Origin of the sequence: Polynucleobacter difficilis (genome assembly GCF_003065365.1) — a bacterium.
GTDB classification, from domain to species: Bacteria; Pseudomonadota; Gammaproteobacteria; order Burkholderiales; family Burkholderiaceae; genus Polynucleobacter; species Polynucleobacter difficilis.
Genome location: NZ_CP023276.1, coordinates 646776 through 660052, shown reverse-complemented (window position 1 = coordinate 660052; position 13277 = coordinate 646776). Strand labels below are relative to the sequence as shown.

Sequence of the window (13277 nt, the reverse complement as noted above, 5' to 3'; positions counted from 1 at the left end):
TTTAGGGCAAACACGCCATGTAAAAGCGCTTAATTTCGGGGTCGCAGCGCACTTCCTTCAGCACAATTGGCCGCTCTAAAGAGATCCCCTCAATCGAGCGACAACGGCTGAGTGCAACATATACCTGGCCCGATGCAAACGCCCCAGATGATAGATCGACCTTCACTTTATCGAGGGTCTTCCCCTGGCTTTTGTGGATCGTCACAGCCCATGCCAGCATGAGTGGCATTTGCTCATAGGAACCAATCACATTGGGCTTAATTTTTCCAGATACCATATCGTGATCGTACTTATAGGATTCCCATTTAAACGGCGTTACCTCAACCGTATTTGTATAGGCTCCATTGGGAATCTTGACCTTAATTTTGTCTTTGCCGATTTCATGAACAATACCAATGCTGCCGTTGACCCATTTTTTAGGAAAGCCATTGTCATTAGCCGTAAACATGACTTTCGAACCTACTTTTAGGGTTAAGTTCATGGGCGACGGTAAATTACGCTCATCCACATTGAACTTTCCCTCGAGCTTACCTGTAAAGCTGGTGGCATCGCTCGTTAGATTTTTGAGTTCACCGTGGTTGATCATGTCTGCCCTGGCATTGGTCGTAGTCAGGGTGATTGTCATCGGATCAGGCTCTGCTGCCTTATCAAAGCAGGCAGCATTAATGGTTTCCAGCGCGACTTCAATGTCTTCATTAATGCGGATTTGATTAAGCAACTGTGCAAAATGGGCATCTTTTTGACGGAAGATTTTCGTCAGCTCGATCATCGTAATGTCTTTACGGTGTAGCGCCATGGCGCAAAAGAAATACGGGCCCTCATAGCCACGCTCATGCAGGATGTGCATATCGCTACTCGATACCACTGGCGGCAATTGAAATAAATCACCGACAAACATCACTTGTATGCCCCCAAATGGCTCGCCTTTTTGGGGTCCGTTTTCGCGCAAGAAAAGATCAATCGCATCGACCAGATCAGCTCGCACCATCGAGATCTCATCAATGATGAGTAAGCGAATATCCTTGTACAGTTGGCGCTCTCGGGAGGACCGCAGTGGCTTAATGTCCTCTTCTGGAAAAATCAACCGTGGGGGCAAACGAAAGAAGGAGTGAATCGTGACACCGCGCACCTGCAGTGCTGCCACTCCCGTAGGGGCTAGCACTACAACGTTTCCAGCAATGGTTTTACGCAGGTGGCTAATTAAGGTGGTTTTGCCCGTACCTGCCTTACCGCTAATGAAGATGTAGGGATCGCCACGCTCGACTGCATCCAAAGCCGATTGGTAATCTGGAGTGATCTCCAGCTCGAGATCAGCGCCCGGGTTTTGTACTGCACTCATGAATGTTCCGCCGAGGCGGTATCCATTTCAAACGCAGCCCAATCCCCTAGTTCCAAACTGGCTTCAAGGAAAAAGTCGGCAATCGCCGCTTTGCTCTGCACCTTAGCCAAAGCATGGTGATCAGATAGGCGCTGACGCCAATAGCGTGAGCCCGCCCTGCCATGGGCCAAGCCTAGTATGTGCCGGGTAAAAGCGCCGATATAAAACGGCTTGCCCTTGCTCTGGCATTCATCAAACCAGCGCCATACCTGATGCACTAAACCAATTTGCACGCGATGCCACTCCGACTCACTAAAGAGATAACCTGCAGCCTCGCCATTAGTCTCGAGCAAGTCATCCCAGCCAAGCAACATCGCCGGAAAGTGATAGGCAGCACGCCCCACCATAAAGCCATCAAAGTCATGCCAATGGCCCGCAATCTGATCGTTGTTCTCCAGGCCGCCATTGAGTAAAACGGCCACGCCTGGAAACTGCTTTTTAAGATCCAAGCGCAATTGCGCTGCCACGGCATAGTGCAAGGGTGGCTTACTACGATTTTCTTTGGGGGAAAGGCCTTTTAATACGGCGTTCCGCGCATGAATGGTTACCTGATGGGCGCCAGCATCGGCCACCGCCAACATAAAATTCAGCGCGAACTGATAGTCTGCCTGATGCGTACTCGCATCCATATGGTCGAGGCCCAGTCGATGCTTCACCGAGATAGGCAAATCGCATGCTGCCCGCATCGCTCGAACGCAATCGGCCACTAATTGCGGTTCTGCCATCAGGCAAGCACCAAAGGCGCCGCGCTGTACCCGCTCCGAAGGGCAGCCGCAATTCAGATCAATTTCGTCATAGCCCCATTGGGCCGCTAAAGCTGCAGCTTTGGCCAGATCTGCTGGCTCGCTACCGCCCAGTTGCAGTACTACGGGGTGCTGCTCCTCAGAGTAATCGAGATGACGCGGCACATCGCCATGCAGCAATGCACCAGTGGTCACCATTTCGGTATAGAGCACAGCCTGCTTCGATAGTTGCCGATGAAAGGAGCGGCAGTGCCGATCGGTCCACTCCATCATGGGCGCAACGGCTAAACGTTTGCCCCCAGGATTGGCTTGGTGTTTGTTATCGGATTGCGTCATTGCAACTGAACCCATTGGATTTCTATGATTGGCTTCAAACCATTATCCAGTACCACCGCCCCATGCAGAGAGAAAAAACCACCCGAAGGTGGTTTTTCTAGCAATCGCAGGAACTTAATCGCGTGATGCTTTTTTACGCTCATGTTCTTTTAAGTAACGCTTGCGAACGCGAACGCTCTTGGGAGTAACTTCCACCAACTCATCGTCGCTAATGAATTCCACTGCGTACTCTAACGTCAGATCTATTGGTGTTACAAGACGAACGGCTTCATCGGTACCGGAAGAGCGTACGTTGGTCAGCTGCTTGCCCTTAATGGGGTTAACAACCAGATCGTTATCGCGACTATGAATACCAATGACCATACCTTCGTACACAGGGTCGCCGTGCTTCACAAACATACGACCACGGTCTTGCAGCTTCCAAATAGCATAGGCAACAGCTTCACCATCATCTTGGCTAATCAATACGCCGTTATGGCGCTCGCCTAATACACCATCTTTTGCTGGTGCATAGCAATCAAAGGTGTGGCTCATCAAACCATTACCGCGGGTCATGGTCATAAAGTCACCCTGAAAGCCGATCAATCCGCGTGCAGGAATACGGTATTCCAGTCGTGTGCGGCCTTTACCGTCGCTCACCATATCAAGCAACTCGCCCTTACGCTTACCCAAGTCTTCCATGACAGCACCTTGGGTGGTGTCTTCAATGTCAACCGTGAGGTTCTCAAATGGCTCCATCTTGACGCCATTTTCTTCATGGAATACCACGCGTGGACGGGATACTGCCATCTCATAGCCTTCACGGCGCATGGTCTCAACCAAGATCGTTAAATGCAACTCGCCGCGACCAGAAACCTCGAAAACCGTGTCGTCATCGGTTTGGCGCACACGCAAAGCCATATTGGATTTGAGCTCGCGATCCAAGCGCTCCCGAATCTGACGGCTAGTGACAAACTTGCCCTCACGACCAGCGAGTGGGCTGGTGTTAACCATGAAGTTCATGGTTAAGGTAGGTTCATCGATTTTGAGCATCGGCAATGGATCAGGTTTATCCACTGCACAAATGGTTGTACCAATGGCTAGATCTTCAATACCGTTTATCAAGGCAATGTCACCTGCCACTGCTTCTTCCACGACTTCACGCTCAAGGCCTTTGAATTTCAGTACTTGATTCACGCGCCCCTTGAACGGAGTGCCTTCTGGGCCATTCATGCAAATGACTTCCATGCCTGCTTTCACGCGGCCACGATTAATACGGCCGACGCCAATCTTACCGACATAGCTGTTGTAATCAATCGAGGAGATTTGGAACTGCAATGGGCCATCTGGATCATCATCTCGCATCGGCACATTCTTGAGAACAGCATCAAACAAGGGACGCATATCGCCCGAGCGGACGTCTTCTGAATTACCGGCATAACCATTTAAGCCAGAAGCGTAAATGATTGGGAAGTCGAGCTGCTCTTCCGAGGCGCCCAGTTTGTCGAATAACTCAAACGTGGCGTTAATCACGTAATCGCAACGCGCACCTGGACGATCGACTTTATTGATAACGACGATGGGCTTGAGACCCAAGGCCAGGGCTTTTTTCGTCACGAAGCGGGTCTGTGGCATTGGGCCTTCAACTGCATCAACCAATAACAAAACGCCATCGACCATCGAGAGAACGCGTTCTACCTCACCACCGAAGTCAGCGTGCCCTGGTGTATCAACGATATTGATGTGGGTGCCGTCGTATTCGACTGCGCAGTTTTTGGACAAAATCGTAATGCCACGCTCTTTTTCAAGATCGTTCGAGTCCATAACCCGCTCGGTCATTTTTTCATTGGAGCGGAAGGTGCCAGATTGGCGCAGCAATTGATCCACTAAGGTAGTTTTACCGTGGTCAACGTGGGCGATGATTGCAATATTACGAAGTGCGCGTTTAGTCATGTGAAGCTTCTAAAGTTAAAAATAAGGTTAAGGGGCCTGTGAAATCAAGCGTTTAGGGTGTAGTACGCCGGAGCGGCAATCGGCAGTACCAATAAAATTGTGGGGCGCTGCGGTAGCGCGATAAATCCGTACCAAGGCTTCTGCCAATGGAAATTTCGCATTTACGGTGAGCGGAACGCGTTGACCCATTTCTAGGCGCTTGGCTTGTTGCGCATCTACGGTGAGGTGCGGCAAGGTTTGCAATAAAGCATCTACGGGCAAAATAAAATCGGCGTGATCTGCGGTTGTTCGCAAGAGATCATCCAAGGAGATCGACTGCGCCAAGCTCAGATGCCCAACTTCGCTGCGACGTAGTCCAACCAAATGGGCGCCACAGCCGAGTGCTGTGCCTAAATCTTCTGCCAACACCCGAATGTACGTTCCCTTGCTGCAACTCACTTCCAAAGTGGCTTCGGGCCATTGCACCTCAGTCCAAGCAATCGCATGGATGACAACCGAACGCGCATCGCGTTCGAGCTCGACACCAGCGCGGGCATATTCATATAAGGGCTTACCGTCGCGCTTGAGTGCCGAGTACATGGGTGGCACTTGCAGAATCGGACCGGTAAACGCAGGTAATAAGGCGTTTAAGGCGATCTGAATCGCGGCATCATCGGCAAACTGCGGCAAAGGAAAGGACGTCACAATCTGTCCTTCCGCATCGCCTGTATCGGTATTCGCACCAAAACGAACGCGTGCAATGTAGCGCTTGTCTGCATCCAATAAATCTTGCGAGTATTTGGTAGCCTCGCCCAAGCAAATGGGCAGAAGGCCAGTTGCCATTGGGTCTAAAGTTCCGGTATGCCCTGCTTTATCGGCATTGAGCGCGCGCTTAACCGCAGTCACAGCGCCCTGTGAACTCATGCCTAGGGGCTTGTCCAGCAATACGACCCCATCAAGGCGTTGGCGCATCAAATTTCTCAGTCTTTGCGGTCACTGTCGACCGCTTGATCAATTAATCGGGACATTTCCATGCCACGCTCAACTGATACGTCGTGCACAAAATGCAGGGTAGGAACAGTATGAATATGCAAGCGCTTGAACAGCAAGGAATGCAAATAGCCGGCCTTTTCTTGCAAGGCGGTCAGAGCGTGATCTGGATCAGCGCCGAGAACCGTGAAGAAGATTTTGGCGTGCGCCAAATCCGGTGACAGCTCAACCCCTTGCAGGGTAATGAGTCCCAAGCTGGTGCTACGCAATTCGCGCGGAATCAACTCAGCTAAATCACGCTGAATTTGATCCGCTAGGCGTTGATTGCGATGGGGGCTCGTTTTATGCATAAAGACCGCAATCCGAATTAGAGCGAACGCGCTACTTCAGTCACTTCAAACACTTCAAGCTGATCGCCCTCTTGAATGTCGTTGTAGCCCTTCAATGACAGACCACACTCAACACCGGCACGCACTTCTTTAGCGTCATCTTTAAAGCGCTTGAGTGAGTCGAGCTCGCCCGTCCAGATAACGACGTTGTCACGCAGCAAACGTACGCTTGAAGTGCGCTTAACTAATCCGTCAACGACCAAGCAACCTGCAATCGCGCCAACTTTAGATACCAAGAAGACTTGGCGAATCTCTACGAGACCCGTGATCTCTTCTTTCTTATCTGGTGTCAACATGCCGCTCAGGGCCAACTTCACTTCATCAACCGCATCATAAATAATGTTGTGGTAACGAATATCGACGCCATTGTTTTCAGCCAACTTACGCGCTAACGCATCGGCGCGCGAATTGAAGCCAATGATGACGGCTTTGGAGGCAACCGCTAAGTTGACGTCGGTCTCGGTAATGCCGCCCACACCAGCGTGAACAATCTGCACCTTGACTTCCGGGGTAGATAGCTTTTGCAGCGATTGCGATAAGGCCTCTTGTGAGCCCTGCACATCCGCTTTAATAATAATTGGCAGAAGCTTGGCTTCAATTGCGCCCTCGCCCATGGTTTCCATCATGGTCTCGAGTTTGACAGCCTGTTGTTTTGCCAACTTCACATCGCGGAACTTACCTTGACGGAAGAGCGCAATCTCACGCGCTTTACGCTCATCTGGCACCACTTGAACCGCTTCACCTGCAGCTGGCACTTCCGACAGACCCTGAATCTCCACCGGAATGGAAGGGCCTGCTTCGCTACATGGCTTGCCGTTTTCATCCAGCATCGCACGGACACGGCCAAAGGAAGAGCCCGCCAAAATCATGTCGCCACGCTTGAGCGTTCCAGACTGAACCAATACGGTTGCAACCGGACCTTTACCTTTGTCCAGACGCGCTTCAATTACTAGACCATGGGCTGGCGCATCTTTCGGTGCTTTTAATTCAAGGACTTCAGCTTGCAGCAAGACGTTTTCCAACAAGGAATCAATGCCCTCACCACTTTTTGCGGAGACTGGAATGAATGGAATATCGCCGCCATACTCTTCTGGCACAACCTGCTCAGCGACCAACTCTTGTTTGACACGCTCGGGATTGGCTTCGGGTTTGTCGATTTTGTTAATCGCCACCACAATCGGCACTCCAGCAGCTCTAGCATGGGCAATCGCTTCTTTGGTTTGCGGCATCACGCCATCATCAGCAGCCACCACCAAAATAACGATGTCGGTTGCCTTAGCACCACGTGCACGCATGGCAGTAAATGCCTCGTGACCTGGTGTATCCAAGAAAGTAATCACACCACGCGGTGTTTCAACGTGGTAGGCGCCAATGTGCTGGGTAATTCCGCCGGCTTCACCAGACGCCACTTTTGCAAGGCGAATCTTATCCAGGAGCGATGTTTTTCCATGGTCAACGTGACCCATCACGGTTACTACCGGTGGGCGACCCAGAAGCTCGGCATCCTGTCCTGTAATACCGAGGTCTAAATCAGGATCATCGAGTTTGGCCGCAAATGCTTTATGGCCCATCTCTTCCACCAAAATCATGGCGGTATCTTGATCAAGTACTTGGTTGATGGTGACCATCTGGCCCATGCCCATCAGCAGCTTAATCACTTCAGCACTCTTGACCGACATGCTGTGAGCTAAATCGGCAACGGTAATGGTTTCAGGCACATGCACATCGCGAACCACTGGCTCGGTTGGCACTTGGAAGTTCGTATCCACATTGCTGTCGGAGCTTTGGCGCTGACGCTTATTGCGCCCACCACCTGCACGCCAGCCGCCGCCAACACCACCGGAAGTATCACCACGGGTTTTTAATCCGCCAGCGCGCTTAGCGCCTTCCTCTTGCCAGGTGGAGGATGTTTCGGACGACTTAATGAGTTTCCCGCCAACCTTAGTAGGGGTTTTCTTTTTGTCGTCGGCACCTTCTGCTTTTAAAGGCTTATGTAAAGTACCTTTTTTCGCTTCTTCGGCAGCCACTTCGCTTGGAGCCTTGAGAACGCGCGCAGGCGCACTCATCATGTCCCGAATCGCCAAAGCTTCTGCTTCTGCTGCTGCACGGCGCGAACGAATATCCGCCAACTGCTTTTCGCTAGCATCAGTCAATTCTTTTGCTGCAAGGTCTTTCTTCTTTTTGGATTCGATCGCTTCAGCCGACTTCGCTTCTTTCGCATCCTCTGCAGATGACTTACCTTCTGCTGGCGTTGCTGCCGCTTTTTGACGGGCTTCTTCAGCCGCTTTCATTTCGGCTTCTTGACGCGCCAATAGCTCGGCTTGACGGGTTGCTTCTGCAGCCCGCTTTTCTAACTCTTCCTCAGACAAGAGGGGCTTGCTTACAGCCGCTTTTGCTGGTTTTTCTTCTACTGGCGCCTCTTCCGCCTTGGCCGCCTCATCGCCACGCTTGACGAGCACCCGTTTTTTACGGACCTCAATTTGTACGGTGCGGGTTTTTCCAGTGGAATCAGCCTGGCGGATCTCGGAAGTCTCACGCTTAGTTAAAGTAATCTTTTTGCGCGCGCCCGTGTCAGCACTGCCATGCTCTTTTTGCAAATGCTCGAGCAGTGCGGTTTTATCCTTCTCGGTAATCTTGGCATCCTCAGAATCTTTATTGATTCCGGCTGCTTTCAATTGATCTAAGAGGTCAGCCGAGGTGCGTTTAAGCTCCTGAGCAAGTTCTTTTATTGTGGTCGTTGCCATGCACTTCCTCTCATGAAGTAAACCAATGTTCGCGCGCTTTCATGATGAGCGTTTTCGCTGTTTCTTCGTCAATTTGTGTCGCCTCAACTAGCTCATCAACAGCCAGTTCAGCAAGGTCGTCACGGGTATGAACTTGATTGTCAGCAAGCTTTGCAATCAACTCCGTCGTCATTCCCTCAAGGGAACGTAAATCTTGGGATACCTCGCCAACGCGCTCTTCTTTTGCTAACTCCATCGTCAGCAAAGAATCACGGGCACGGGTCCGCAGTTCGTTTACGGTATCTTCATCAAAGGCATCGATCTCGAGCATTTCGCTTAATGGAACATAAGCTACTTCCTCGAGCGTATTGAAGCCTTCTTCAATCAAAATATCAGCTACCTCTTGATCAACGTCGAGTTTATCCATAAAGATTTGGCGCACAACAGCCACTTCTTTTTCAGTTTTATCGGCCGACTCTTCTGGTGTCATGATGTTGATTTGCCAGCCGGTTAATTCACTGGCCAAACGTACGTTTTGACCGCTACGACCAATGGCGATGGCCAAATTCTCTTCGTCCACCACTACGTCCATTGCATGGCGCTCTTCATCCACCACGATCGATGACACTTGTGCTGGAGCGAGCGCGCCAATCACAAATTGCGCAGGATCTTCAGACCACAGAACAATATCGACTGCTTCACCAGCAACCTCGTTGCGAACCGCTGTAACGCGGGTTCCACGAACACCAACGCAGGTACCGATTGGATCGATGCGCTTGTCATAGGTGACAACCGCAATTTTAGCGCGTACGCCAGGGTCACGAGCAGCACCTTTAAGCTCGAGCAAGCCTTGCTCAATCTCAGGCACTTCATTCTCAAATAGCTTAATGAGAAATTCTGGGCAAGTACGTGACAGTTCGATTTGGGGGCCGCGTACTTCACGATCCACTTTCAAAATATAGGCGCGTACGCGATCGCCGGAACGTAAATTCTCTTTTGGAATCATCTGGTCGCGGCGCAATAAGGCTTCTACACGACCCGATTCAATGATGAGGCCATTTTTATCAGCGCGCTTGACCGTACCGGTCATGACTAGCTCGCCACGCTCAAGGTAATCGTTCAGAATTTGCTCACGCTCGGCATCCCGAATGCGCTGCAGAATCACTTGCTTGGCAGCTTGTGCGCCAATACGGCCAAATGCGAGGGACTCGATCTGTTCTTCAATGAATTCGCCGACTTCCATGTCCGGAAATTGCTCTTGGGCTTCAAACAACAGGATTTCTTTGTCGGGCTCTTGCAATCCAGCCTCATTGGGGACAACTAGCCAGCGGCGAAAGCTTTCGTACTCACCAGACTCGCGATCGATGCCGACGCGAACGTCAACATCCTCTTCATAGCGTTTCTTTGTAGCCGAGGCGAGCGCAAGCTCGAGTGCCTCGAAAACAATTTCACGATCAACGTTTTTTTCACGCGCCAGGGCGTCAGCCAACATGAGAACTTCACGACTCATGATTTTCTTCCTTTGAAATCAATGACAGGGACCAACCGAGTCTTATCGACCTCGGCAAGGGAAAACTCCAACTGAGACTCTGCACCATCGCTCGCCTCAAACAACAAACCAAACTTGGCATCGGGTGAGTCAACGCTTCCAGCGATGAGCCCCTCCAATACGCCACGAAAATTCTTGCGACCAGACACTGCAACACGCAGTTTCAGATCAACTTCAAAACCCGCAAATCGCACAAAATCAGCAGCACTTTTCACAGGGCGATCCAGTCCTGGGGACGAGATCTCCAGTCGTTCATACGGAATGTTTTCCACCGGCAAGGAGTAACTCAACTGGTGACTTACTTTTTCGCAATCCTCGACCGTGATTAAACGCTCGTAGTCTTGATTCTCAATCGTTACACGTAGCAAGCCTCCGGCTTCGCGCTCAATATCAACCAACGCGTAACCTAGATTTCCCAACTCGGCAGAAATAATCTGCTGCTCTCGCACAACGCCCCTTGCTGCAAAAATGGCAAAAAAAATGGGCTTCAAAGCCCATATTCCGAACTACAGAACAGGCCAGCTTACGTTGATCGCAACATCAGCCGGTAAAACGGCGCTGCAAACTACAACAGCGTAACTACGGGGAGAATTATAGCTGATTAAGCCAAATCTTGAGTGAAATCAGAAGCTTTCGCTTGGATTTCGCGGTTTTCTGGGCCCTTTATTGAAGGGTTTGCGCCCCTTGGGAGCGCCCCGCTTTGGTCCACCAGCCCCTGGCCCTTGCGGGGATTGGGGGTTAAATGCATGCCCATGATGGACTTTTTTACCTCTTCCGCCTTGTCCTTGGCCTTGCCCGCCGGCCCGACCGCCTTGTCCTTGGCCACGGCCCCTACCGGCCTGGCCTTGACCACCACCGCCGGGTTTTGCATTTTTACCTTGGTGCGTCAGTCCATGGTGCTGATTGGCCATGGTTAATGCTTCACGCGAGCCCCAATAAGAGACCGAGGTTTGCATGGGATCTGGCTGGAAATCATCCCCTCTAGCTGGATTGGAATCACCGCGACCCGATGGATTGGAGCGGCCCTTATCACTGGCTTGAGGCACTTTGAGGCCGGCCGCTTTCATGAGTTGGGCAACGCCTTCGTTTGGAATTTCTTCCCATTTGCCGCGGCGTAAGCGTGGGGGCAATAAAAAGATTCCATAGCGCGTGCGAATTAGTCTGGAAACGGTATGGCCACTGGCCTCGAACATCCGGCGCACCTCGCGGTTGCGACCCTCAGTTAAGGCCACGTGGTACCAGCGGTTTGCGCCGTCGCCGCCGCCAGAGGCAAGGCGTAGAAAACGGGCCTGCCCATCGTCTAACTGAATACCTGTTTTTAATTGAGACTGCTGCTCATCACTGAGCTCACCCAAGATACGTACAGCGTATTCACGCTCAACGCCGTAACGGGGATGCATCAATCGATTGGCTAGTTCGCCCGAGGTTGTAAACAACAACAACCCTTCGGTATTAAAGTCGAGTCGACCGACTGCAATCCAGCGCCCTTGGCGTGGCTTAGGCAATCGATCAAAGACGGTCGGACGACCTTCTGGGTCGGCTTGGCTAACGATTTCACCCGAGGGCTTGTGATACAAAATAACGCGTGGTGGCTTGGTCTGAATTTTGCGGTGCACTGCCTTGCCATTTATACGTACTTGATCGGTGGGACCAACCCGCTGACCAATATGCGCTGGCATGCCATTCACCGATACCCGGCCTTGCACAATCAAATCTTCCATCTCGCGGCGTGAGCCCATACCCACATCGGCTAACACCTTGTGCAGCTTGACGGTATCCTCATCGTCCGCGTCATCATCGAGACCATCTAAATCAGACCAGACTTCGTCCCGCAAACTGAGTGGCAATTCATCCACGTTCGTAAATTGCAAACTACTCATTTCATCGTCGGTGGGACCATCTAGATCATCGTGATCGTGCTGGCGATTGGCATTGCGCTCAACCCCAGCGTGATGGGAGACTGCAATTTCATCCGAGGAATTGGCTAAATCTGGGTTGGCGATTTCGGCTTCAGGCGCATCCAGGGCCGCATCAAATTCACCCGACACTACCGAAGCAAATAAGGCATCGCTTTGAGCAGGATCAAATGTAGGCTTTACTTTTTGTTCGCCTGGCGTATGGGGCTTACGCTCACCACCCTCTGGACGCGGCGGTCTATCCCCGCGGGGTTTGCGATTCTTAAACGGGTGCTTGCCAAAGCGACGGGGGCGGCGTTCGCCCTGTTCACCCTGCTCGCCACTGGGCGCACCACTGGTCGCTTCGCTTTTATTTTCTGAAGAAGTAGTACCTGAACTGCTGTCACTGCCAACAGGTGCGGTATTCAAATTGGGCGCTGCTGAATTGGATTCGTTGGAAGAGGTCATTAATGGTTTGGTGTGTTATCGAGCTTGGGCTCGTCATCGGATGCAGGCTCGGCCTCTTGCTGATCATCAGAACTACTGCCCTCTTCCATCGTGATGACCGTCTCGACTGTGGCGGATTGATCAAATTCAATCACGCCTTGGCCCAAGGACTCAAACGTTGGCGCGGCATCTTCGAGTAAGGGCAGGCTTTGTAAATTCGGCAGGCTTAAATCATCGAGAAATTGTTTCGTGGTTGCATAGAGACCAGGGCGACCAATTGTTTCTTTGTGGCCAATGACTTCAACCCAACCGCGGTCTTCGAGTTGCTTCATCACATTGCTACTCACAGCAACACCGCGGATCTCTTCAATCTCACCACGGGTGACGGGCTGGCGATAAGCAATGATGGCCAGGGTTTCCATCACCGCACGTGAATACCGCGGCGGCTTTTCTGGAGTCAGTCGATCCAAGTACTCGCGCATCGATAAACGACTCTGAAAACGCCAACCGGTTGCAATGTGCACCAGCTCCATCCCTTTGTCTTGCCAGTCTTCTTGAATCGCCGTCAAGACCGTTTCAATATCGGCTTGGCTGGTATCGTCGGTAAATAGGCGTGTGAGATCCATTGCTGTAATGGGCTCTTGCGCGCACAAGAGGGCGGTTTCAATAACGCGTTTTTTGTGATCATCCATAAAATTCGGCCTAACAGGTCAAAGCCTGAGTGGCATAAAAAGGGCTATCCGTCATGGGTTGGGGTGTTCTCTAGCTGCTTCAGGCAATCGTCCAAGGCGACTTCGTGGGTCAGGAGTTAGGTTTGGACGCTATTGTCTGAGCGGATACGGTATGGGAGCAACCTACAAGGTAATTCTCACAATTCGCTCACTAGTTGCGCCATTATAGGGGAGGCTGCCTACAA

The 13277-nt window shown here is 51.5% G+C and carries 10 protein-coding genes; all 10 read right to left on the bottom strand.

The genetic code is table 11. The features are described from left to right. Position 1 precedes the first annotated feature (1 nt). The 10 genes from AOC34_RS10380 to scpB all read right to left on the bottom strand — a co-directional run bounded on the left by AOC34_RS10380 (position 2) and on the right by scpB (position 13053). Positions 2 to 1339 carry an ATP-dependent DNA helicase gene (locus AOC34_RS10380; RefSeq protein WP_108468775.1) on the bottom strand — a complete coding sequence of 446 codons (1338 nt, stop codon included), beginning with the start codon at positions 1337 to 1339 and terminating at the stop codon, positions 2 to 4. Next, positions 1336 to 2472: a tRNA dihydrouridine(20/20a) synthase DusA gene (gene dusA / locus AOC34_RS03385; RefSeq protein ID WP_234408145.1), complete on the bottom strand. Its 1137-nt coding sequence runs from the start codon at positions 2470 to 2472 to the stop codon at positions 1336 to 1338. Before dusA ends, AOC34_RS10380 begins: the two co-directional genes overlap by 4 nt. 99 nt (positions 2473 to 2571) lie before the next feature. Then, positions 2572 to 4389 (bottom strand): translational GTPase TypA, encoded by a 1818-nt coding sequence (gene typA / locus AOC34_RS03380; protein WP_108468774.1) that lies wholly within the window; start codon positions 4387 to 4389, stop codon positions 2572 to 2574. A gap of 27 nt (positions 4390 to 4416) precedes the next feature. Further along, complete coding sequence (gene truB / locus AOC34_RS03375; protein ID WP_108468773.1) at positions 4417 to 5340, bottom strand: tRNA pseudouridine(55) synthase TruB; 924 nt, start codon at positions 5338 to 5340, stop codon at positions 4417 to 4419. Positions 5341 to 5348: 8 nt separating this feature from the next. Continuing rightward, the gene (gene rbfA / locus AOC34_RS03370) at positions 5349 to 5708 is read right to left on the bottom strand and encodes a 30S ribosome-binding factor RbfA (RefSeq protein WP_108468772.1); all 360 of its coding nucleotides are present in this window, start codon (positions 5706 to 5708) and stop codon (positions 5349 to 5351) included. Between the two features lie 17 nt (positions 5709 to 5725). Then, entirely contained in the window at positions 5726 to 8491 is a 2766-nt protein-coding gene (gene infB / locus AOC34_RS03365; protein WP_108468771.1) for a translation initiation factor IF-2, read from the bottom strand. Between the two features lie 10 nt (positions 8492 to 8501). Next, entirely contained in the window at positions 8502 to 9980 is a 1479-nt protein-coding gene (gene nusA / locus AOC34_RS03360; RefSeq protein ID WP_108468770.1) for a transcription termination factor NusA, read from the bottom strand. Further along, entirely contained in the window at positions 9977 to 10468 is a 492-nt protein-coding gene (rimP, locus tag AOC34_RS03355) for a ribosome maturation factor RimP (protein ID WP_108470024.1), read from the bottom strand. Before rimP ends, nusA begins: the two co-directional genes overlap by 4 nt. A 174-nt stretch (positions 10469 to 10642) precedes the next feature. Further along, positions 10643 to 12382 carry a 23S rRNA pseudouridine(2605) synthase RluB gene (gene rluB, locus AOC34_RS03350; RefSeq protein ID WP_108468769.1) on the bottom strand — a complete coding sequence of 580 codons (1740 nt, stop codon included), beginning with the start codon at positions 12380 to 12382 and terminating at the stop codon, positions 10643 to 10645. Beyond that, positions 12382 to 13053, bottom strand: a complete 672-nt coding sequence (gene scpB / locus AOC34_RS03345) for an SMC-Scp complex subunit ScpB (RefSeq protein ID WP_108468768.1) — start codon at positions 13051 to 13053, stop codon at positions 12382 to 12384. Before scpB ends, rluB begins: the two co-directional genes overlap by 1 nt. Positions 13054 to 13277: the final 224 nt, after the last annotated feature.